This window comes from Flavobacterium sp. N2038, assembly GCF_025947185.1.
Lineage (GTDB): Bacteria > Bacteroidota > Bacteroidia > Flavobacteriales > Flavobacteriaceae > Flavobacterium.
In genome coordinates this window covers 3,993,690-4,015,053 of the sequence record NZ_CP110001.1, presented here as the reverse complement: position 1 = coordinate 4,015,053, position 21,364 = coordinate 3,993,690, and the positions used below count along the sequence as shown (strand labels likewise).

Sequence of the window (21,364 nt, the reverse complement as noted above, 5' to 3'; positions counted from 1 at the left end):
TGCTTGATCAAAAACTGATAAACAGTATTGATTTTGAAATGAATTTGTCAGTTTTTGTAACTGACCTGTTTTATGAAATTGTGAAATACAAGGTTTTTTAAAACCTTAAAAAGCCGAACTTTTAGTTATAAAGAAGCTCACTTATCTGCTGAAATGTTGATTTGTTTCAGCAAATTTGCGTGATTTTTGAGTGGAAAAAAAATAGTTGTTCGTGTGCTTTACAGGTGTGTAAAGTGGTTGGGAAGATTTGTAAAATCAGTATTTGTTTTTAATACTTTTTTAATTTAGAAATGAAGAGTTCGTAGGATTCTGATTAGAAAATAATAAGTTGTGGAAATTTATTTAAAAAACTTAGCATCAATTAATTGAGAAAGTGATGAATTTGTTATTTATTTATTAGTTAGCTGTCATTATGCTCTCCGATTCATCAGAAATAACATTGCCAATAATTGTTACGGCCTTTCTTCTATGCGAAGTTTTATAATATAGCTAAACATACTACATTATTATGCCAGAAAATCTAGATTATGAGAAGACAAAAAAACAATCTATTCAGATAGAAAACATTTTTTTTGATTTTAAACTACATTTAAAAGCGGTAGTTTAATACCGCTTTTGAAATTACAAAATTTGCTTTCTTCCTTCTGATAGAATTTCACCAGTTTTACCATCAATTGTAATATAATTTAAATGACCTTCATCTTTGTTTATATCAAACTGTATAGAATAAGTTGGTCTGCCAGTTTTTTCGTCAATGCCACGATTAACGGTTCTATCTATTTTCCCATCATTGAGATTTATTTTATGTGTAATCTTAATTTTTTCTATTAAATCGGAAATAGAAAAAGGAAAATCTTTATTGTTATCTGTTTCTTGTATAACTTCCCCTTTTTCATTGTATTTTCTATATATGTCTATTGGGGAATTATAAAAATAAGTCCCTGACGAAATCATTTGATTATTTTTCTTATTGTAAATAATATAGTTAATGATTGATTCGTCAAATCTTCTCTTACTTTCAAAATAATGATCTCCATAGTCAATCAAAACAACATTAGTGTCATTTTCTACAAATTGAATTTTTTCATTTATTAAATTAGTTTCATTTATTTTATTTAGATAATCTGTATTTATTTTTTTCATAATTATTGTATTGTTTATAGGAGCACTTATATTTTCTTTTTTACTTTCATTGCAGCTTAAGAAAGCAAAAAAAATCACAATCATTTTAGTCTTCATAGATATAATTTTTAATGTTGTCATGCATAATTTTCCATTGCCATTGCCATGTTGATTTACTTATAGGTTGGTTATAACACATAATATTGTCAGTTCCTCTTTTTTTAGCATCTTCAGTTGCTTCGTCACCAGAGTATGGATATACATATTTTTGCCTTTCATCTGTGACGCTTCCATCTATATGTGTGTGAAATAATCCTAAACCATGACAAACTTCATGTGCTAAAGCTACAGGAGTTCTATTGAAATATAAACACACAGAATGTTTTCCTATTTCTTGGACGTTTCCTCCGGCATCATTACAAGGGATACCGAAAGCATAAACTTTGAAATGGTTTTTATATTTTTCATCAATAAGTTTTTTTAAGTAATCTTGTTTTTCATCATTAATTCCTCCGTTTGAATTTACGATGGATATTGCTGTACCATTTGATTTTACATAACCGCCACTTGTAGAATTAGAACTTTTAAATTTAGAATCATTTGTTAAATCCAACTCATGTGTGACCTTATTATTTTTATCAATACTTGTGTAAGATTCTATATCTGCAGCAATCTTTGCTTGAAATAATATTTTTTTTAAATTAATTTTTTCAATATCTTCTATTTCTCCTGTTTCAGGATATCCATAGCCAGCAACATCTGTTTTAAGGTTTATTAGTACAATTTTTATTTTTTTTTGATTTTCCTTACTATTTTTTAAAACTTTTATAACTCCTGCTAGTTTAGACATAGGTAATTCTCCATTCAATTGTGAGAATGCAATAAATTTAATGCTTTTATCAGTCTGAAATTCTTTTTTGCAAATAATTTCAATATCAAATTCTTTTTTTCCAGGAGATAAATCTATAGGTAAATTTGTTGAAATTTCGAACAAATCATGGTCATAATCAAGTTCTAGGTTAGTAAGTTTTTCTTGTATGTCTACTGTCGCAGTCAAAGAAGTTATGTAAGAAAAATTATCAGATATATTTTCGGGGGTTCCAGCAATTGTATTTAGATATGGTACAAAATAAAGATTATTTTGTTTTGTTGTAATTGTAGTATATTCTCTTTTTAAATTTTGATAAGCATCTGTTTTGTTGATAAAGCCATATCCACCTAAAATAGAATCTTCATAACCATATTCAGATGGTTCAAATGGAGGTGTAAATTCTGAAGTCAATCTCATCCAATCGAAACCACTTCCTTGAATTTTATCATATTTAGGTTTAAAATTTACTCTAGAACTAGAGAATTCTTCAGTATAAGTGAATTTTTCAGCGAACTCTTTTGTGAAAAAATAATGACCATCTACTGTATATACATAAACAGTATTTTCAGGTGAAGGATAAATTATCTCACTTACAAGACCGAGGTATTTTTCAGCTTTCACTCCTAAAATGTATTTTTTGACAAGACCGTCTTGTACGCTTGAAACAGGCATTTCTAAATGAAAATAGAAATTTGAATAAGACTCCGGAATATGATTTGTAGTTGTAGATGTTAAACTGTTATAAACAACTTTATTATAATCGTCATTCATTAACCCCAAATGCATAAAGTTGGTAACATTACCTTCTTCTTCGAAATTTATAAGTTGTAAGGTTTTAATAGTTTCGCCATTATTATCTACTTGACCTTTCCAAATTTTATAATTTTTATCTCCATATTCGAATAATGAGTAATCATCAGAAGTTTTTATGGTTCTGTCTGTAATATCTAATGATGTAGTCCTTTTAAAGGTTGGCTCTTTGGAATTTTCAGAATCTATTTTTTTTGATATATATATTTTGAATTTATCTTCATTTGGAGTTTGATTTGAAGAATTTGAGTATGGAATTGTAGTGAAGTTAACATTACTAGCAATACTTTTACCATCTATGTAACTATTTTTTATTTTTATTTTTGTGTTTGAAGATTTTCTTGTAATGTACTGTGAAGATTGGTTTGTTTTCCTTAAGTGATCAATCTTTACAGGCCCAAAAAAATTATTAAAATACTCAACCTCTTTTTCTTCATGATTAATATAAATAAATGTTGCTATGTTTTTTGTTACTAATGGGTTGTCGCTTAAACTATAGTTGTTAATTAATCTGAAATTTACATTATTCGTATATTCTTGTGTATCTCTATAATTATCATCAATTAGAGCTTTATTGCCTAAAAATTTTCCTTGTATTAGTGTATTACTACAATTGCCATGCGTATTATATAGTGTTACGTTTTTCTCTGCAGTTTTAAATTTTAACTGAAAAGATAAATTATTATTTTTTTTCTTATTTTCATTTTCATCCGATGAATGAGTTTGCTCAAACTCGTTAATAATAATTGGCCAGTCATTAGTCTTATATGAACCAACTGCTAAAATTTCTGATATACCAATTTTTATGGGATCTGCTCCTAATGATTCATCAAAATTGAAAGACCTTCCTGTATTACCTTGAATATAAATGTAGCATTTATGTTTATTGTAGAATTTATTTATTACATGATTAAAAATATCTACTCTAGAAGAATACTCTGTTGAATCATCTACAAATTTCACTTTACCTTTTTCTTTTTCGGTAATATGAGCCCCATAAAAGGCTGCAGGATCTAGAAATTTTTGAACATTTTCTCTATAAATTTTTTCAGAAATATTTGGATCGCTTGCAATTTCAGCAAGATCTAAAACTGCTTTTTCGGCTCTAGCATATTTGAGGTCAAATTGAAAACCGGTATCTGATTTTTCCTGGTAATAGAATCCGTCATTTAAAACAATTTCGAATCCACCTTTGTTATCCTGGAACTCACCAAAATATTGTCCTGCCTCAATTATTGGAAGATTGTATGCTTTATTTTCATCTGTACTTGTTACATCATAAGTATTGAAAAATTTGGCATCTAAACTATTTGTATCTGTTTCTGTTGTATTATATCCAAATAGACTTGCAGAAATTTCAGGTAGTGGTTCTTTTAGTTCGTTGAAATTAACAAGGTCTGTCCATACTTTAGCCATAAAAAGGGTATTGGCACTGCTTTTGGGTAAAATGTTATTGTTTGAATTAATAAATAACTCTTTTTTTAGCCCTCTGTAAACGTAGTATTTAATCTGAACCCCAACATCAACATTTTTTAGAGGCTTGATGAAAACGTTTACTTTAGATTCATTTTCATCACCAGATTGAGGGACGATTAATACTTGCCCGCTTGTAACGGCATAAGCTTTTTTGTTAGCCAGTTCAAATTGGGTGGTAATATTAAATTTTGTATTAGTACTTACAAAATCTGGTCCATAAGCACCTTCAGCGGTAGACTGTGCAGCGATAGTAGATTCTGTAAAAAAGTAAGATTTGGGTTCAAATTCTTTTATTCGACCTTTTCCTAAAGTATTTAAAACTTCATTTTCTTCTGATTGAGAAGTTAAGCTATATGTAAAATCAAATGGTTCGATTGGCATGGTATTAAATATTTACGATTTCTAATTTGACTTCTAATGTTGTATTGTCCACATTAATGGTATGTGGGAATTTGATATTTGTATATTCGGGATGATTTCCTGGAGTTTCAATTGGTTGAGCAAAAGTAATCCAGTTGTTAGTAGCCAAAGGAGCTAAGGCCCATGTGTTTCCTGTTCGTTCAAAAAAGACTTCTTCAACAGTTTTATTACTATTGTTTCTTGTTGTACGAGCTCTTATTCTAAAATTACTTAAATTGGTAGTTAGTACATTTTCCATTAATAAATAGAAATCTCTTTGAATTGTTTGCGTGCCTACTGTAAGATCTAGTTTTTTTCCAGGTAGAAATGCAGATCCATCAGTTATACTATTATGACTGACTATGATTGGCCTGCAACTGAGTTGTTTATTGAATCGAATATTAGTATTTCGTACTTCATTAGAATTACCATCAAAAGGAGCAATATGTGCTAGTAGATATGCATTTTTTCTTTTAGTGGTAGCTATATCCAAATTATTCCACGTATTCCATTTTGACGCTATATCTTTCCATTCAATCCCTACAATTGTAGAACTTCCACCTTGAATAATTGGTATTTCTTTTACGGCTAATAACTTTACATCTGCTTGATCATACCATTTAGAAGGAAATGGGAAAGCAGGATTTTCATCATCAGTAAATGCAATATAAACTCTTAAATCACATTCCTTAAAACTAGCTCTGTTGCCACTATTACGTACTTTTATGTAAATCTTTTGATCCACAGAAGTGTTAGGGTTGTTGAAAAGTTGTGTTGGTGAAGGTTCTTGAAGGGTATTGTCTGCTAATGATTTTATCCATATATCGGGACTATCTACTGGCTCAGTTTCTAAAACACTTTCTAAAACAAGGCCATTTAATCGATCAGCTATTTCCATTTTAGGTTTCTGAATAGTTGTGCTAGTATGCCAGTCTATTGCCAATTGAATAGCAGCTTCAGCATTTACTCTGCCAGTACCATAATCATCATTTGTAGTATAACCATAGTTGTATTTTGTGTCATTATTAACCATGCTGTAATGAGATACTCCTGTAATTTTATCGGTAGTTTCTTTTAATATATGTTTTATTTCAGCAGCGTTTAAATCATTATTAGCAGAAAGAACAAGTCCTGCTAGACCGGAAACAATTGGAGTAGCAGCAGACGTTCCTGTGAATCTGGAAGTAAAGTCTCCATATGCTAATGAAGTCATAGTAAAAGTATCGCCGATAATACTTGGAGAATGGGACATTTCTATTCCTCTTCCTGTAATTTGTGAAATAAAGGCAATTCGCTCTTTTCCTCCTCCGGAAAGTAAAACCTCTTGACCAACGAAGAAACCTGTTAAGTCATTTACTGTAGGTGCTAAATAATAAGGAGACTGATCTGGTTGACTACTAGGAGCTCCAGCTTTAATGCATGTTAATGAAGCTTTAATTTGATCAGGAACTAAAATTAGTGGAATGTTTGGATCGTTGGGTAGTGTACTCAAGTTATTTCTAACCTCAATGCGATTATTATCAGGATTGGCAATTGAAATTATCTCTGTTTCAATTCCGGATAGTTCAGAATTTTCCGGATAAATATAAACTTTTTGAGGAGCCCCTGCTTTAAGATTAATTCCGTTTAGGTTTTTTAGATTTAATTGATAATTAGAAGGTTGTCCGTTCGATTCAATATGTTTTGTTGCGACTTTTTTAAGAGCTACTATTCTAGCCGTAGTGCCAACTAAAGTAAATTGTACACCGTCCTTGTTAAAATCTTTGGTAAATTTAATTGCAGCATCAAGAGTAACTTCGATATTATTTGTACCAGAAATTTTGTCTACTCTTGCAATATATCTCAATTCATGAAAATAGCTGTTTCGTGTACCTAATTCAATTGATTGGCCTTTAAAAATTCCTCTTACGTTTTCAAGAATTAGTTTAGTACTACTGCTTACGGCATTTATTCTTGGAAAAAATAATTGATCATCGGTTCCAACATTTCCACAATTTAGCATTGTAGTGCTGTAAATATTTATATCGTCTTTTGATGGAGTACTATCAGGACCGCTTGGGGCACAAAGATCAATTCTTTTTCCATAATTAGAATAGTTCGCTTTTCTTTCATCAAAAACAGGTTTTGTTCCTGTATATGAAGATAATGGATAGCTATCTAATAGTACTTTTGATGCGGCAACTATTAATGATTTATTACTATAAACAGTCGTTCTAAACCCTGAAGAACCTGCAGTATCATTAATCTCAAGACCAGAACCGGTTGAAGAATCTCCATTGCCAGCAGATACCACAACCAAGGTACCTCTTCCGTCTCTGCCATAAGCAAATAATTCTTTAAGTATAAAATCAACTTTAGATGATGTTAATTGTATATTAAAACTACAATTGATAATACTGGCGCTTTGACTTGAATATAAATTGTTAACATCAGAGGCTCCATTATTTAGAAAACTGTTGTCAAAAGCAGATTGAAAAAAAGCAGATTTAATATTACCATTAGAAAATGGATTTATTAATGCTAAGAATAAACCATTTTCAAAATTATTAGAATTGATAACTCGAATGTTAGGAGAAATACCATCAATGAGATTGTTGACATCTTCATTTCCTGAAATTATTCCTGTAACACAATTAGTGTGCATACTTGGAGAAAAAGAACTAATATTTTGGGTAAACTGATTACCTTCTTTATCTCTAAAAAAAACTTTTCTGCTATTAGAAATGTCTGAAAAACTAGGGTGTGCTGGTTTATAGTTAATGGTTAACGGAGAAGGATTATTTACAGGACGAAATTCAATTTGTCCTTCGATAACCCCTATATAAAGATCAGAAGAGCCTAATCTATTACTATTGGATAATAATTGCCTTGCCTGATCTAATTTTATTATTTTGTGATGCCAATTTCTCATGTTTTTAAATGTACTTTTGAGTAATATTCATATATGTCTAATATACCGAGTCCAAGAGCTTCATCAGGGAAAGGTATTTTATGTGTGATTGGGTTTTCTTTTCCTATCTCAGGGAAAAGATTATAGGTTTCATTTTTTTTATTTGATATTAAAATGAAAGATGGTAATTGTGTGGATTTATTTGGCTCATCAAATGGTAAGTAATACTGTTTTTTGAAAAAATTAAACAGTGCAAATGATTTTTTTTCGTTTCGAAAATTATTATCATAAAAGAATACTTTAGATGAATCTATTTTATTTTTTAGATTGAATTTTTTATTCTCACGATCTCTGATTTTAAATTTGGTATTTAATTCTGTTCTATTTTTCTTGTTTAATACTATGGAATAGACTTCAAATTTGTATTGCTTTAGTATTTTTATTATCGGATCGTTATATCTTTTAAATTTTGAGCCATCTGTTTTTCTTAAAATGAAACATATATCTCTGGATGTATTTGAATAAGATCTATCAGGAAAAAAAGAACTTACTCCTCCCGCTAATGGAAATAAATAATCTCCTTCTACTTTTTGATTTTCTTTAAGATTTAATGCTGGATATCCTTCTTTTTGAGAAATGCCATATGAATTATTTTCAATTTTGTTCATTTCCCAATAAGGATTTACTAATTCTACAGCTAGTTGTAAATCTTTGATCGTTTGATTTATAAAATCTTTTTGAGTATTATATTCTAACAAATCTTCTTTCAATATGCTAATCTTATAAGGATCTTCTACATAATTGTTTTTGTAGATATATGACTCGAAGCTATAAGAAACATTCAAAGGATCATAAAGCCTCAACTTCAACTCTCCCGGCAATCCCTCTAAGTTTTGATACCCCTTCTCATTATATTTTTTGTGATAAGACATGATTGTATTATACCCAGCAGGTATTTTATCAAAATAATAAAACTTATCTTTCTTGTCATACAGACCAATGATTGGAGGAATTTCAAAACCTTCAAGAGTTACTTTTGCGTCATCAATATTTTTTCCTGTTTCTGCATCTTCAAGAAAAATTTTTATCTCTTGATTATTTTTTTGTTGAGCAGAGATGCATAAAGAGAATAGTGAAAAGAAAAGACAGCATAGATTTTTCATGATAAGTGTGGTATTATTAAGTTGGACTGGATGATTTGGGTTACTAAACGCTGTAATTAATTACAAAAGCTAATGAAAGCTAATTTAAAAACAATAATCAAAAATCCGACCAATTTATATAGAGATACACTTGTTAAAATAAATGATAAAATCTCCTGATAAATCTTAAGACATAGTAAACCAACACCAAAAGAAAAATTCTCCCCAACCAAATCTGTACCTTTTGCCAAAAAGTCAAATAGTTTTCAAATTTTGTGGTGTTGATGGTTTTTACTTCCGTTTCTTTTACCTGTTGCGATTTCCAGCGGGCGTAGAGTTCCTGTTCTTTGAGTTCGCAGTCTACGTTAAGTTTGTTGTTGTCAAGACGAACCTTTGGGCTTTTTAATGTACGCCCTGGTTCGGCTTGAGTAACATTCTTAACAACTACTTTTCCGTTTTGACATTCGAGTAATGCTTTGAAAGAACTGCTGTCTTTCTGAATTTTAAAAACAGTATCGTGTACCGTTTCTTTGATAGTAATAGTTTTGTTTTTTTCTTCGCTTAGAACCGGCTTCGGGCTTTTGCACGAAACCAGAACTAAGGCTGAAAAAAACAAAAAAACAAGACGTTTTAAATTATTCATGATAAATTGCAATTTGTTTATTAAGTATATTTTAGAGTCTTAAAAAGCCTTTAATGCTTTTAATTTCTCTTTTTCTTCTGGCTACTTTATAGCCTTCGCGACCTCCCATGTCGTTTGTATTGCCTTCAATGGTGTAGATAAGACTTCCTGCAACTTTATCGACAATTCCGGCATGGCCAGTTCCGTTTTTAAAATCTAGAATAAAGACATCGCCAGGCTGAGGTTCTTTTTTTATTAAGGTTTTACTTGAGTTGTATTGGTCTAATACGCCGCCTGTTTTCTTTAAAGGATTTTTGACTCCTAATTGTAATGCCGCTTTTTGAGTACACCAGTAAACAAAAGCCATGCACCATGGATATCCTTTTGCGAGTCCGACACTTCTTAAATAAATCTCGACTTCAGGACCGGCATTGCTGTTTCGTGGCATTTCTTCAACGCCAACCTGAGCAATTGCAGTTTCTAAGGTTTTCTGGGATAATGTCATTGTTGTTTTCCGTTTAGTTGTTTAAATTTTTGTAGTTCATCTACTAATTGTTGGTTTATGAGCATGAGCTCTCTATGTTGTATTTCCATTTTTTTAATGGTGTCAGTTGCAGTGGTTAGTCGGGCGGTAAGGTCATCGAGTAAGTCACGGTAATATTTTACGGCGCTCACGGCGTTGTCAAGTTCGGCGGCTCTGTCCTGAGCCAATGATTTTCTCATAGAGAAGAACCAGGTAATAAATGCGGCAAAAAATGCGGTAAGAGTGGGGTATAGAAACTGTTCCATTTAATGTTATAAAATTGGTGTTAGGATTGAATTTTGTTTTTGGGAGAAACAGCTTTTGGAGAGTGTGTTTTTGAAGAAATGTGGCCTGAACTTTCTGTTGTAATCGCTGTAGTTGTTTCCTTTAGTGGGTACAAAGATTGGTCTAAAAAAGCGGTAAAAAAAACGAATGAAAGGTGTTTAAACACTTGTATTCTGGTACTTTACAGAGTTGTTCAGTCAACGAACAAGGGCCTTTTTTACAGCAAAAAAAGACACATCTTTGCAAAGCGATTCAGATAAAATAGCAGTAGACAATATGATTTTACTGTTCTATAAAGTCTTAGTTTGATTCGAAATCAGTTCTTCTATTTTTTTGAGTTCAGAAGTTATCGGAGTACAAAGAATCTCGTACAAAGTGGTACGAGAAATAGGGTAGACTGGACAGATATATTTACGCCAAACTACAGTAGTAGGAATATCTTCGGTTTTGTGTTTTTGATACAATTCTTTGATAAGCTTATAGCGTAAAAGTTTATTTTTTTGAATTCCGAGACTTCTGTTATTAGATATTGCCATAATGAAAGAGTAAAATGATTGAAAGAATTGTTTTTAGATTAAAGAAGTACAGCCATTTGAGGCTTAAGAATAATTTTAAATGCATTACAGATAACCAAAACCATTTGATCCTAATATATCAATGGCCACTCTCCTAATGCCGAAAATCGTCTGGAGCTTCGTCCTGAAGTCATTCTTGCATAAGAACTTAATAATTTAAGTCAGCAGAGTCCGCACGACAATTTTGTTCCTGAGTTATAAACTTGGAACATCCTGGGAAAAAGAATGGTTTTGAGTTATTTGATTAGGGCAGAAAGCGCCCGCTTTTCGGTTCCTGATTTTCTTAAAATAAGTTAAGAAAACAGGGACCTTTTTTATTTGCTACAGTTTTAAAAACTGTCGGGTTCTGAGTGGGAAAAAATTCATATCAAACTATTTTTTGTTTGATATGAATTTCAATGAGTAATAGTTATGTGAAATTCAATTTACAATCTTTGATCGTTCTTTTTTTTACGCTCATTTTTGTATTGCCTAAAAGTCGAATTTATTTTGAAATTGATCCATTCGCGAAAATCCAATATCGGTTTTAAGTTTGTTGCAATTAAAAGGGCCCCTAAAAGGAGAGAAGCGTAAAGGTCATGGTTTGGTAACATTGATTTATAGTGTTTTTTGGGTTATTTTGAAAAGCTTTAATTGGTCTTTTGATCTAATTGTAATTCACTTTTTGCAACAGAAGTCAATTTTTCTTCCATAAAAGGATCTTCATAATAGGGCGTAAAACGATATTTCACTACAAGTCGGGAGACATGCTTTATTTTATTTTCAAGATCTAATGAAACAGGGCGCAGTTCAGCTTCTGGATTATCCAAAAAAGCGTTCCTGATTAATGCAGATTCGTTCTCCGGCAGTAAACGTTTTAATTTTTTCTGAGCAAAACTGAAGTGCAACATAAAGTTGTACAATACGTTTCTTAATTTAGTGTTTATTCATGTTTTCGCAGTTGTAGAATAGTTCGTAATTTTTTCAGATCATATTCAATTAGGCTTCTTTCAGCGCTGTTAGGATTTTTAATCAGCCAGGATTCTAGTTCCTGTATTTTTTCAATGATTTGAGAAATAGTCATTTTAATTTAGGATTTAAGATGGAGAGACTTTTTTCCATAAATGAGTTTATGGATTTAGGAAATTAGAATGTTGTTTTTTGTAAATGGATTGTATTAATTTTTACAAATGGAGAAGTTGTTACAAATCGTGAAATCAGAAAAAATGAAACTTTCTTGATTCACTTTGAAAGATGTTAAAGAGAAGCTTTTATAAAGACAAAGCTAAAAAGAGGCAGTACGTTTAAAAAATATTTTAAGATCAAAAAACGAATTTTGTTTAGAATAAAAAGCCTGTAAAATAAATTGTTACAGGCTTTTTATTTGATTAAAATGTCAAAAGAACGTATTTTTAATACTATAATTTTTAAATCAATTTAGATGATTCTTGATTCAGTTTTTTATAAATGAATCTAGTTGAGAGAGCAAAGATGTGGGCTTTATTTGCTTTAAAAAAGTCAATGCAAGGTGTGTGAACACCAATGTTCGAAGTTTTTACAGACTTGTACAGAAAAGCAATTTCAGCTAATTTATTGGATGCAATTATGAAGCCATTTTTTGGCTCAATTCCTCGATTTTTTTCAATTCGATTGTAATAGGAGTACACAGGATTTCGTAAAGTGTAGTTCTTGAGATAGGATAAACAGGATAGATATATTTACGCCAAACGACCGTAGTTGGAATATCTTCCGTTTTGTGTTTTTGATATAAATCTTTTATAAGTTTATATCTAAGTAATTTGTTTTTTTGAATTCCGAGACTTCTTTGGCTTGAGATTGACATAGATAAAATGATTAAAATGGTGAAAAGAATGAAGTGTAGTAATTTGTGGTATTTGGATGAAGTTAATTGTTTAAAAAAGAATTTTGTGATCTGTTTTTAACTTTGTTTTTGAGTTCGTTTCTATATTGTTTGTACGTTGTGTTTATTTTAAAATTTAGCCATTCATGAAACATAAGAATAGGTTTCAGATTGGTTGCGATTAATAAAATTACTAAAAGTGCCGATGTGTAGATGTCGTTACTAGGCTGCATGACTTTGTTCGTTTTGCTGATTAAAGAAATTAAAGGCATATCCTTGCAAAAAATCTACAGAGGACATAGACAATGGAATATTGGTTCTTACACCATTTTCGTCAATTTTGTTTGCCTCAATAAACCAGCTTGAGCGGATAGGTTTAAAAGAAGAAGCAATAATTTCTACACCATCTGTAAATTCCTCATTATTAAACTCTTTTGTTAATTTCTGAAGTTCCAGAACGCGCGAACCTTTTAAATTTCCTTTAGCATCTTTTTTTAGTAGATTAAAAACGATTTTAACCAGTGCTGCTGTTTCTCTACTCGTAGAAAGAGAAGAAATATAGTTTTGTACTTTTTCGATTCCAATAGTTACAGTATCGTCCCAGCCCTCATTAATGCGATATCCAATCGTGATTTCCTCTTTATCATTAGAAAAAGTATGTGACATCTGTTTTTCTTTAAAACCATAAACCTGATTTTTTAAATCCAGAATAGTTTCAAACAATTGAAAAGTTTCTGTTTTAGCATTTCTCATCATTTCTGAAGTTTCATGTAATCTCGAAAGTGCTTTCGGAATCGTTTCGGCGACCAGTTTTTTGTAAGCATCTCTTTCTTCATTTTTTTTATTTTCAATTCGGTTTAAAGCTTCTTTTAATTGCTGGGCAGAAAATTGCGACAAATCCATAGTTGGGTTGATTGAGTTTGTTAATGGCGTGTTCATAGTAATTGGCTTTTAGATTATAATAGTTTTAGATATACAATAAGATTTCCTCTTTAAAAGGATCACCATAATAAGGTTTAAAATTATAGTGATCAGCAAGTCTCCAGACTTCTTTTAATTTGTTTTCAATGATTTGCGAAACCGGACGTGGTGATGCGGTTTCATCTTCCAGAATATGCATCCATTGAAAACGTTCCTGGTTAATGCAGATTCTTTCTCCGGGCGTAAAAGTTTTTGATCTTTCAGAACAATATTGAAGTGCCAGATACAATTGTGAAATTCTTGCTTCGATTTGATTTTTACTCATGATTTTTATCTATTAAGGTTCGTAATTTTTTAACATCAGATTCTATTAAGTTTCTCTCCGGACTGTTTGGATTTTCAATCAGCCAGTTTTCCAGTTCCCGAATTTTTTCTTTGATTTGATTTGTTCCCATTTTAATGCGGATTAAAGTTTTGATGATATTTCCTGTTTTCAGATTTTTTATGAATGACTATTTTTAAACTCGTAGTATTTTCCATTCTTTTTATATTTTAGGGTAGTATTTTTCTTTTTAAGTTTATGCTTTATGATATTGTTGTATATCAATTATTTGTGTTTTATTTCGGATTGGTTTAATTTGTCTTTTTTCAATATTTTCTGGTTTAACCTATTGTTTTTCAATTTTATTTTTCTTTACTTTGCAAATATAATGTAAAATAATACATTAAAACAAATTTTTAACGTAAAATAATACATCTTTTTATGGGATCAACGGAAAGGGTTCGGGAATACCTTGATTACAAAGGGATTACTAAGTATAAGTTCTGTAATGATTTAGGATTTTCTAATAAGTTTTTGGATAATAGTAGTAATATGGGGACAGATAAAGCGTGTAAAATATTACACTACTATCCAGACTTAAATTCGGAGTGGCTATTAACGGGAAATGGATCAATGATTAAAGAAGAAAATACAAGCTTAGTAATAATGGATAATGATAGAAAAACAGTCGATTCGCTACATGCTAGTCAGGAAATACCATTGTATGATTTGGAAGCTGTTGCGGGGTTGAGAGAATTGTTTAGCAGTGGAGAACCGCAGAGAATTCTGGATACCATAAAAATTCCGAACTTGCCAAAATGTGATGGGGCAATATCTGTGACAGGAGACAGTATGTATCCATTGTTAAAATCTGGAGATATTATTCTGTATAAGGAAACAGAATTTGAAAATATCTTTTTTGGTGAAATGTATCTTTTAAGTGTGAAGCTAAATGATTGGGAAGAATATATCACTGTAAAATATGTTCAAAAATCGGAGCAAGGGCAGGAATATGTAAAATTGGTCAGTCAGAATTCGCATCATCAGCCAAAAGATATTCATATTTCAAAAATATCTGCTCTGGCACTTATAAAAGCCAGTATTCGTATTAATACGATGATGTAAAGGTTTTGTGATTGAACGATGCTGTGTAAAAGAATTAGTTTTTTCTTGTAAAAGTATATTCTTTTAGTTTTGGTTTAGAAGAATGAGTAATTGTAATATGGAACTAGTTTTGAGTATTTAATAAAGATATTTAAGCCTAAAAGTAAATGTTATGACGCTAACTACAGAGCAAAACAAGAAAGCAATCGATAAAGAAGACAAAGATTTTAACGACTACAAAGCTTTTCTAAGGGCTAAGAAATAAGATAAAAACGCCAGAATATTACAAAATTTGATATAAAATAGTGGTTGAAGAGATATAGAATGACTTTCTAAGGACCACTATTTTTTACTAGTTCTAAAAGTAATAAAGTATTTTTAGGTACTTTTTATTAAAGAAATAAAAGACTAAATTGAAAATAATCAGGATCACTCATAAATCGCCTCTATCGGCAAAAGAGTAATAACTTTCTGATGTAATAATCAAATGATCTATTACATCGATGTTTAAAATATTACCAGCTTGTCTGGCTTTTATTGTAATTATTTTATCGGCTGCAGAAGGTAGTGTTTTGCCGGAAGGATGATTGTGAATCATGATAAGGGCTGAAGCATTTGCTTTGAGCGCTGCGGCAAATAATAATCTAAGATCTACAGAAGTCCCGGATATTCCACCGGAAGCCACTTCATAAACACCCAATACTTTATTAGACTGATTGAGAAGAAGAATCTTAAACTGCTCAAAAAAATCTATTTTATTCATATTCCAAGCTTCCATTGCTACTTTGTATGCAGCGCTAGAAGAGGTAATATGAGGCCGCTGTGAGGCTTTTACTTTGATTTTGTAAATCAATTCGATTTCTGATGCGACTTTCCAATCTTGTCTGTCTTTTAAGGTTTTCATAAAGCTGATTTTTTTATTAATTGTGGAAATCTAAATATCAAATGTCACAGAAAAGCTTGTTTTTTATAAGAAAAATCTTCGCAAAGATAGTAAATTGTATAATAAATGCGGTAAATTATATGCGGTATTTTTTGGAATTTTCCGTTCTATGGAAAATTTAGATAATATAGATTTGAAAATTAATCAGATTTCTAAAAAACTGAAAGAAATCAGGTTGTCGAAAGGTTATACGAGTTATGAAACTTTTGCTTTTGAAAATGATTTAAACAGAGTTCAATACTGGCGTATAGAATCAGGCAAGAATATGACTTTGAAGACTTTGATTAAAGTTTTGGATATTCATAAAATTACGCTGGGAGATTTTTTCAAAGATTTGTGAAAATTTAATATTTAGGGCGAAAATATGTCTGTTTTATTATTATAATCTTGTCATTTTTAACGACGGATCATTCTTTTATAAGTAACTCCATAATTAAAATCAATAAAGTTTTGTAATAAATAGGTCAAAGAATAAAAGCTTTCTGTTGTCGAGGCTTTTTTTGTATCTTTAATTTTTAGGGAATAATAAGAGGTTATATGTTAAATAGTTCCCGAATAGAATAGTCAATAAAGATATCTAAGCCTAAAAGTAAATCTGATGACAGTAACCACAGAGCAAAACAAGAAAGGAATAAAAAAGGTATTACCTATTATTTTAGCGACTTCTATTTTTATGCAGATGCTGGATTCGACAATTCTGAATACTTCGCTGCCTTCTATTGCAAAAGATTTGGGCGAATCTCCGCTCGATATGCAAAATGCGATTATTAGTTATGTTTTAACTTTGGCGTTATTTATGCCGGTGAGCGGTTTTTTATCGGATAAATTTGGAACAAAAAATGTCCTTATTTTTGCCTTAGTATTATTTAGTGTGGGGTCTTTATTTTGTGCGCTTTCTCAAAATTTAATGCATTTAGTTTTAGCTCGAATTGTTCAGGGTGTGGGAGGAAGTTTGATGACGCCGGTTGGAAAATTGGCGCTCATAAAAACATTTCCGAAAAACGAAATACTTAAAGCGATGAATTTTGCTATTATTCCTGCTTTAATAGGTCCGGTTTTAGGTCCGTTGGTAGGGGGTTATATGGTTGATTATTTGTCCTGGCATTGGATTTTTCTGATAAATATTCCGTTTGGTTTGATCGGAGTTCTTTTGAGTCTAAAATATATGCCTAATTATAAATCTAAAATAATTGATTTTGATTTAAAAGGCTTTTTCATATTTGCTGCAGCCTCACTTTTATTGTCTATTTCTTTGGAGCTGTTTGGAAATACGGTACGGGTTTCACCGGTTTTAGTGGTGCTAATGTCAGGTTTTTTAATGTTGTATCTGTATTATCGATATGCATCAAGAGATAATAATCCTATTTTTCCTTTAAATCTATTTCAGGTGAGAACATTTAGGGTGGGTATTGTGGGTAATATGGCTACACGTTTAGGTATTAGTGCTATTCCGTTATTGCTCCCAATGATGATTCAGATTGCTTATGGGCAATCTGCTGTTGTTTCGGGATGGATTGTGGCTCCAATGGCTCTGACGGCAATGTTTGGTAAATCAGCAGTGATTGGTATTCTGAACAAGTTTGGATACCGCAAAACTTTAATGGTGAATACTTTTATAATTGGTATTTTGATCTGCTGTTTGGCGATACCTTCTATTCATACTTCTATTTATTGGTATGTTCCTATAATCGCAATATTAGGCTTTTTTAACTCTATACAATTTACTTCGATGAATTCGATTTCTATAGCCGATTTAAGGCAATATCATACCAGTAGTGGTAATTCGCTAATTTCGGTAAATCAGCAGTTGGCTATTGGCTTTGGAATAGCTTTTGGCTTGCTTGTTCTAAAAATTTTTCAGGGCGATGTAAAACTCATTCATGACGAAATTCATAATGCTTTCAGGTATACATTTTTGGTGGTAGGATTTCTGACGATTTTATCAGGATTGGTTTTTAGAAGGCTGCATTTTAAAGATGGTGATAATTTAAAGCCTGCTTAATAAAAAGATAAACCGGGATATAAATAAAAAAGAAAACCCTCAACATTTGTTGAGGGTTTTGTGTTTAGCGGAGAAAGAGGGATTCGAACCCCCGGACCTGTTACAGTCAACAGTTTTCAAGACTGCCGCATTCGACCGCTCTGCCATTTCTCCAGTATGTCGCTATCGTTTTCTGATTGCGAGTGCAAATATAAGGTGTTTTTTTGATTATGAAAGCTTTTTTGAAATTATTTTACAAAGAAAATAATATGATAAAAAAAAGAAAACCCTCAACGTTAGTTGAGGGTTTCAAGGTTCTGCGGAGAAAGAGGGATTCGAACCCCCGGACCTGTTACAGTCAACAGTTTTCAAGACTGCCGCATTCGACCGCTCTGCCATTTCTCCAGTATGTTGCTATCATTTTGTGATTGCGAGTGCAAATATAGTGCGCTTTTCCAATTATAAAAATTTTTTCGGAAACTTTTTTAAATTAATTTTTAAGTATTTAATTATCAGTGTTTCCGAAAAAGGTTTTTTTGAGATTTTATTCCAAATGGTCTAAAATTGGCACAGATTTTTTGTTTTCATCAACGGCTACAAACGAAAAAGTTCCTGAAACTACTGATTCCCGAAGCTCTGAATACATTTGTTCCATGAAAATATCTACATGAATTTTGCAGCTTGTTCTTCCAACGCTTACCACTTTTGCCACTAATTCGATTAAAGTTCCGGCAGGAATCGATTTTCTAAAATCAATTTGACCTGTCGAAATGGTTACTACCTTTTTTCGGCTGAAACGAGTAGCACAAATAAACGATACTTCGTCCATCAATTGCAAAGCTGTTCCTCCAAATAAAGTGTCATAATGATTAGTTGTGCTAGGAAAAACGGCTTTAAAAATACGTGTTTCAGATTTCTGAATTCTTTCTTCTAATGTTCCCATAAATTAGTAACTAACGTATTCAGTGATTTCAAGGCCATATCCGATCATTCCAACACGTTTTGTTTGTTCGGTGTTTGAAACCAGTCTAATTTTAGAAATATCAATGTCATGAAGAATCTGAGCTCCAATTCCGTAATCTTTGCTGTCAATAATAACTTTTGGAGCTTTTAAAGTTCCTTTAGCTTGTAAAGTTTTAAGCTCAGAAATTCTGTTTAAAAGGTTTACAGCCGTCATATCCTGATTAATAAAGATAACAGCGCCTTTTCCGTTTTCATTAATTACTTTAAACATATCGTCTAATTGCTGTTCAGCATTATTAGTCAATGTGCCTAGCAAATCATTGTTAACCTGCGAAGAATGAATTCGGGTTAAAATAGGCTCTCCTAAATTCCATGTTCCTTTAGTTAGAGCAATATGAATTTGCTTATTTGTTGTTTGCTCGTAAGCTCTTAGTCTAAAAGTTCCAAAACGAGTTTCGATATCAAAATCTTCTTTTTTTACAATTAAACTATCGTGCTGCATTCTGTAGGCAACCAAATCTTCAATTGAAACTAATTTTAAGTCAAATTTCTTAGCAACTTTAATAAGTTCCGGTAAACGAGACATTGTTCCATCTTCATTTAAGATTTCACAAATTACTCCGGCAGGCTTAAATCCTGCTAATCGGGCAAAATCAATTGCAGCTTCTGTATGTCCGGTTCTTCTTAACACGCCTCCTTGTTTTGCAATCAGTGGAAAAATATGTCCGGGACGTGCTAAATCATGAGGTTTTGTATTAGGATCTACTAAAGCTTCAACTGTTTTAGAACGATCTGCTGCAGATATTCCTGTAGTAACTCCGTTACCTTTTAAATCTATAGAAACAGTAAAAGCAGTTTCCATATGATCTGTGTTGTTGGTTACCATAGCGCGTAAATCAAGTTCTTTGCAACGGCTTTCGGTAAGAGGAGTGCAGATTAAACCACGCCCGTGTGTGGCCATAAAATTGATCATTTCCGGAGTTACTTTTTCAGCTGCAGCTAAAAAATCACCCTCATTTTCACGATCTTCATCATCGACTACAATGATTACTTTACCTTGACGAATATCTTCTATAGCTTCTTCAATGGTATTCAGTTGTATTTTTGTTGTTGACATAATTATTGTTGCTTTTGAGCTGGAAAAAACCGCTCAGAAATTTTTTGAAATAATTGCGAAATAGGTGTTGTAATGGCATCAAAGTTTATTAACCCGTTATCATTTGTTGCACGATAGGTTAGTAATATTGCTAGTGGAGACAAAATAAAAGAAGACATCCATGATCCCATAAACGGAGTCATTCCGCCTTCTTGCGATAATCTTTTTCCAAAAGTATTGATGAAATGAAAAGTAATAAAAATTAAAACGGCAAACACAATTGGTAAACCTAGTCCGCCTTTGCGAATAATTGCGCCTAGGGGAGCGCCAATAAAGAACATTAAGAAACAGGCGAAAGCGATCACAAACTTTTCGTATAATGCGCTTAAATGTTTATTGATTTCTCTTTGTTTGTCTTTTAAGTCTTTCTGAGTCGTTTCAATCGAATATACATTGCTGGTCACATTGCTGCCGGCCATTCTTAAAATGTCTGCCTTTTGCTTGTTGGTGTACAATGATAAAAGATTACCAGGTAAAGGTTTTTTCTTTTTGTCTGTTTTTAATTCGATTGGAGAGGTTTTAATTCCAACTCGCTGATTTATGTTTTCTGAAAAAGATAAAATTTCGTTGTTTAGATTTTTATTTAAAGAATCTAAAGTGTATCGTAATTCGTTAACATTTAGCATACCGTTTGTGCTATTTATGCTTTCTTTGTCTTCGTCAACTTTATTCAATTCAGAAAGATCAATATTGATAATCTGTTTTTTGAAGGCGGCTTTTACAAACGGAAGTTTGGCGCGATCCTCATATTTTTTTGGTGTAACATCCTGATAGTAATAACCATCATTCAAAACCAGTTTTAAGATACTGGATTTTTCATTGCTTATAAGTTTACCGTCTTTCGCTTTAATAACGGTTTTGTTTTCTCCAATATTATTTGATTTCTCATGAATCGTAACACCAGTTAAGATGTTTCCGTTTTCACCAGACTTTTTATTTACTTTAATATTGTAAGTTCCCACATCGTTAAATTGACCCTCTGCAATTGCCATTGCTGGTTTTGCCTGAGCGATATTTTTTCGGAAGTTAACGAATTTGTATTCTGCATACGGAATTACATTGTTGGCAAACCAAAAGGCCACAATACTTAGTACACATATAAAAACAATCAGAATACGCATGGCTCTTTGAAGCGATATTCCGGAAGATTTCATCGCTGCAAATTCATAATTCTCAGCTAGATTTCCAAATGTCATAATCGAAGCCAGTAAAACCGAAAGTGGTAAAACTAACGGAATAATTCGGGGCATTGAGAACAACAGGAATTTTACAATCAATATCAAATCCAGATCTTTACCTGCAAGTTCAGAGATAAAGAGCCAGACTGTTTGTAGAATGAATATAAAAAAAAGGATTACAAATACCGTAGTAAATGTAATCAGAAATGTTTTTAGTAAGTATTTGTCTAAAATTTTCAAC

Annotated in this window: 21 protein-coding genes and 2 tRNA genes; 3 read left to right on the top strand and 20 right to left on the bottom strand. The window is 31.6% G+C overall.

Features of this window, described 5'->3' with window-relative positions:
• Nucleotides 1-621 precede the first annotated feature (621 nt).
• From OLM51_RS17750 to OLM51_RS17685, 14 genes are all read right to left on the bottom strand, one after another.
• Nucleotides 622-1,239: a hypothetical protein gene (locus tag OLM51_RS17750; protein WP_264551929.1), complete on the bottom strand. Its 618-nt coding sequence runs from the start codon at nucleotides 1,237-1,239 to the stop codon at nucleotides 622-624.
• Complete coding sequence (locus OLM51_RS17745; RefSeq protein ID WP_264551928.1) at nucleotides 1,229-4,660, bottom strand: hypothetical protein; 3,432 nt, start codon at nucleotides 4,658-4,660, stop codon at nucleotides 1,229-1,231. The genes OLM51_RS17750 and OLM51_RS17745 overlap by 11 nt, the downstream gene beginning before the upstream one ends.
• A gap of 4 nt (nucleotides 4,661-4,664) precedes the next feature.
• Entirely contained in the window at nucleotides 4,665-7,589 is a 2,925-nt protein-coding gene (locus OLM51_RS17740) for a S8 family serine peptidase (RefSeq protein ID WP_264551927.1), read from the bottom strand.
• Entirely contained in the window at nucleotides 7,586-8,731 is a 1,146-nt protein-coding gene (locus tag OLM51_RS17735) for a hypothetical protein (RefSeq protein WP_264551926.1), read from the bottom strand. Before OLM51_RS17735 ends, OLM51_RS17740 begins: the two co-directional genes overlap by 4 nt.
• Nucleotides 8,732-8,864: 133 nt before the next feature.
• The gene (locus OLM51_RS17730) at nucleotides 8,865-9,353 is read right to left on the bottom strand and encodes a hypothetical protein (protein ID WP_264551925.1); all 489 of its coding nucleotides are present in this window, start codon (nucleotides 9,351-9,353) and stop codon (nucleotides 8,865-8,867) included.
• A gap of 31 nt (nucleotides 9,354-9,384) precedes the next feature.
• Nucleotides 9,385-9,837, bottom strand: a complete 453-nt coding sequence (locus tag OLM51_RS17725) for a CHAP domain-containing protein (RefSeq protein WP_264551924.1) — start codon at nucleotides 9,835-9,837, stop codon at nucleotides 9,385-9,387.
• Entirely contained in the window at nucleotides 9,834-10,121 is a 288-nt protein-coding gene (locus OLM51_RS17720) for a hypothetical protein (RefSeq protein WP_264551923.1), read from the bottom strand. Before OLM51_RS17720 ends, OLM51_RS17725 begins: the two co-directional genes overlap by 4 nt.
• A 309-nt stretch (nucleotides 10,122-10,430) precedes the next feature.
• Nucleotides 10,431-10,676, bottom strand: a complete 246-nt coding sequence (locus OLM51_RS17715) for a hypothetical protein (protein ID WP_264551922.1) — start codon at nucleotides 10,674-10,676, stop codon at nucleotides 10,431-10,433.
• 668 nt (nucleotides 10,677-11,344) lie between these two features.
• Nucleotides 11,345-11,605 (bottom strand): hypothetical protein, encoded by a 261-nt coding sequence (locus OLM51_RS17710; protein ID WP_264551921.1) that lies wholly within the window; start codon nucleotides 11,603-11,605, stop codon nucleotides 11,345-11,347.
• Nucleotides 11,606-11,637: 32 nt separating this feature from the next.
• A complete protein-coding gene (locus OLM51_RS17705) occupies nucleotides 11,638-11,778 on the bottom strand; it encodes a hypothetical protein (RefSeq protein ID WP_264551920.1) in 141 nt (46 codons plus the stop codon).
• A 519-nt stretch (nucleotides 11,779-12,297) separates the two neighbouring features.
• Nucleotides 12,298-12,537: a hypothetical protein gene (locus OLM51_RS17700; protein ID WP_264551919.1), complete on the bottom strand. Its 240-nt coding sequence runs from the start codon at nucleotides 12,535-12,537 to the stop codon at nucleotides 12,298-12,300.
• A 240-nt stretch (nucleotides 12,538-12,777) separates the two neighbouring features.
• Complete coding sequence (locus tag OLM51_RS17695; RefSeq protein ID WP_264551918.1) at nucleotides 12,778-13,494, bottom strand: DUF3164 family protein; 717 nt, start codon at nucleotides 13,492-13,494, stop codon at nucleotides 12,778-12,780.
• A gap of 28 nt (nucleotides 13,495-13,522) precedes the next feature.
• Nucleotides 13,523-13,801 carry a hypothetical protein gene (locus OLM51_RS17690; RefSeq protein ID WP_264551917.1) on the bottom strand — a complete coding sequence of 93 codons (279 nt, stop codon included), beginning with the start codon at nucleotides 13,799-13,801 and terminating at the stop codon, nucleotides 13,523-13,525.
• Complete coding sequence (locus OLM51_RS17685) at nucleotides 13,794-13,931, bottom strand: hypothetical protein (RefSeq protein WP_264551916.1); 138 nt, start codon at nucleotides 13,929-13,931, stop codon at nucleotides 13,794-13,796. The genes OLM51_RS17690 and OLM51_RS17685 overlap by 8 nt, the downstream gene beginning before the upstream one ends.
• Nucleotides 13,932-14,239: 308 nt before the next feature.
• On the opposite strand from OLM51_RS17685, the gene OLM51_RS17680 reads away from it, so the two are divergent.
• Entirely contained in the window at nucleotides 14,240-14,923 is a 684-nt protein-coding gene (locus OLM51_RS17680) for a helix-turn-helix transcriptional regulator (RefSeq protein WP_264551915.1), read from the top strand.
• A gap of 412 nt (nucleotides 14,924-15,335) precedes the next feature.
• On the opposite strand, the gene OLM51_RS17675 is transcribed toward OLM51_RS17680, so the two are convergent.
• Nucleotides 15,336-15,806 (bottom strand): JAB domain-containing protein, encoded by a 471-nt coding sequence (locus OLM51_RS17675; protein ID WP_264551914.1) that lies wholly within the window; start codon nucleotides 15,804-15,806, stop codon nucleotides 15,336-15,338.
• 148 nt (nucleotides 15,807-15,954) lie between these two features.
• Between OLM51_RS17675 and OLM51_RS17670 the strand changes: the two genes are divergently transcribed.
• Together OLM51_RS17670 and OLM51_RS17665 are read left to right on the top strand one after the other, a co-directional pair.
• On the top strand, nucleotides 15,955-16,185 hold the full coding sequence (locus tag OLM51_RS17670; protein WP_264551913.1) for a helix-turn-helix domain-containing protein: 231 nt from the start codon (nucleotides 15,955-15,957) through the stop codon (nucleotides 16,183-16,185).
• A gap of 258 nt (nucleotides 16,186-16,443) precedes the next feature.
• Nucleotides 16,444-17,847, top strand: a complete 1,404-nt coding sequence (locus OLM51_RS17665) for an MFS transporter (RefSeq protein WP_264551912.1) — start codon at nucleotides 16,444-16,446, stop codon at nucleotides 17,845-17,847.
• Nucleotides 17,848-17,915: 68 nt separating this feature from the next.
• Here the strand turns inward: OLM51_RS17665 and OLM51_RS17660 are convergent.
• The 5 genes from OLM51_RS17660 to OLM51_RS17640 form a co-directional block, all read right to left on the bottom strand.
• Nucleotides 17,916-18,000: transfer RNA gene (locus tag OLM51_RS17660), tRNA-Ser, on the bottom strand.
• Between the two features lie 146 nt (nucleotides 18,001-18,146).
• Nucleotides 18,147-18,231: transfer RNA gene (locus tag OLM51_RS17655), tRNA-Ser, on the bottom strand.
• A 139-nt stretch (nucleotides 18,232-18,370) separates the two neighbouring features.
• Nucleotides 18,371-18,769, bottom strand: coding sequence for an acyl-CoA thioesterase (locus OLM51_RS17650; protein WP_264551911.1), 399 nt, complete (start codon nucleotides 18,767-18,769; stop codon nucleotides 18,371-18,373).
• 3 nt (nucleotides 18,770-18,772) lie between these two features.
• Nucleotides 18,773-19,906: a 3,4-dihydroxy-2-butanone-4-phosphate synthase gene (gene ribB / locus OLM51_RS17645; protein WP_264551910.1), complete on the bottom strand. Its 1,134-nt coding sequence runs from the start codon at nucleotides 19,904-19,906 to the stop codon at nucleotides 18,773-18,775.
• A 2-nt stretch (nucleotides 19,907-19,908) separates the two neighbouring features.
• The gene (locus tag OLM51_RS17640) at nucleotides 19,909-21,363 is read right to left on the bottom strand and encodes an LptF/LptG family permease (RefSeq protein WP_264551909.1); all 1,455 of its coding nucleotides are present in this window, start codon (nucleotides 21,361-21,363) and stop codon (nucleotides 19,909-19,911) included.
• Nucleotide 21,364: the final 1 nt, after the last annotated feature.

What these genes read in the sequence shown, in the direction of transcription:
- OLM51_RS17750 (WP_264551929.1), bottom strand. Translation starts at nt 1,239, where the DNA reads ATGAAGACTAAAATGATTGTGATTTTTTTTGCTTTCTTAAGCTGCAAT.
- OLM51_RS17745 (WP_264551928.1), bottom strand. Translation starts at nt 4,660, where the DNA reads ATGCCAATCGAACCATTTGATTTTACATATAGCTTAACTTCTCAATCA.
- OLM51_RS17740 (WP_264551927.1), bottom strand. Translation starts at nt 7,589, where the DNA reads ATGAGAAATTGGCATCACAAAATAATAAAATTAGATCAGGCAAGGCAA.
- OLM51_RS17735 (WP_264551926.1), bottom strand. Translation starts at nt 8,731, where the DNA reads ATGAAAAATCTATGCTGTCTTTTCTTTTCACTATTCTCTTTATGCATC.
- OLM51_RS17730 (WP_264551925.1), bottom strand. Translation starts at nt 9,353, where the DNA reads ATGAATAATTTAAAACGTCTTGTTTTTTTGTTTTTTTCAGCCTTAGTT.
- OLM51_RS17725 (WP_264551924.1), bottom strand. Translation starts at nt 9,837, where the DNA reads ATGACATTATCCCAGAAAACCTTAGAAACTGCAATTGCTCAGGTTGGC.
- OLM51_RS17720 (WP_264551923.1), bottom strand. Translation starts at nt 10,121, where the DNA reads ATGGAACAGTTTCTATACCCCACTCTTACCGCATTTTTTGCCGCATTT.
- OLM51_RS17715 (WP_264551922.1), bottom strand. Translation starts at nt 10,676, where the DNA reads ATGGCAATATCTAATAACAGAAGTCTCGGAATTCAAAAAAATAAACTT.
- OLM51_RS17710 (WP_264551921.1), bottom strand. Translation starts at nt 11,605, where the DNA reads ATGTTGCACTTCAGTTTTGCTCAGAAAAAATTAAAACGTTTACTGCCG.
- OLM51_RS17705 (WP_264551920.1), bottom strand. Translation starts at nt 11,778, where the DNA reads ATGACTATTTCTCAAATCATTGAAAAAATACAGGAACTAGAATCCTGG.
- OLM51_RS17700 (WP_264551919.1), bottom strand. Translation starts at nt 12,537, where the DNA reads ATGTCAATCTCAAGCCAAAGAAGTCTCGGAATTCAAAAAAACAAATTA.
- OLM51_RS17695 (WP_264551918.1), bottom strand. Translation starts at nt 13,494, where the DNA reads ATGAACACGCCATTAACAAACTCAATCAACCCAACTATGGATTTGTCG.
- OLM51_RS17690 (WP_264551917.1), bottom strand. Translation starts at nt 13,801, where the DNA reads ATGAGTAAAAATCAAATCGAAGCAAGAATTTCACAATTGTATCTGGCA.
- OLM51_RS17685 (WP_264551916.1), bottom strand. Translation starts at nt 13,931, where the DNA reads ATGGGAACAAATCAAATCAAAGAAAAAATTCGGGAACTGGAAAACTGG.
- OLM51_RS17680 (WP_264551915.1), top strand. Translation starts at nt 14,240, where the DNA reads ATGGGATCAACGGAAAGGGTTCGGGAATACCTTGATTACAAAGGGATT.
- OLM51_RS17675 (WP_264551914.1), bottom strand. Translation starts at nt 15,806, where the DNA reads ATGAAAACCTTAAAAGACAGACAAGATTGGAAAGTCGCATCAGAAATC.
- OLM51_RS17670 (WP_264551913.1), top strand. Translation starts at nt 15,955, where the DNA reads ATGGAAAATTTAGATAATATAGATTTGAAAATTAATCAGATTTCTAAA.
- OLM51_RS17665 (WP_264551912.1), top strand. Translation starts at nt 16,444, where the DNA reads ATGACAGTAACCACAGAGCAAAACAAGAAAGGAATAAAAAAGGTATTA.
- OLM51_RS17650 (WP_264551911.1), bottom strand. Translation starts at nt 18,769, where the DNA reads ATGGGAACATTAGAAGAAAGAATTCAGAAATCTGAAACACGTATTTTT.
- ribB (WP_264551910.1), bottom strand. Translation starts at nt 19,906, where the DNA reads ATGTCAACAACAAAAATACAACTGAATACCATTGAAGAAGCTATAGAA.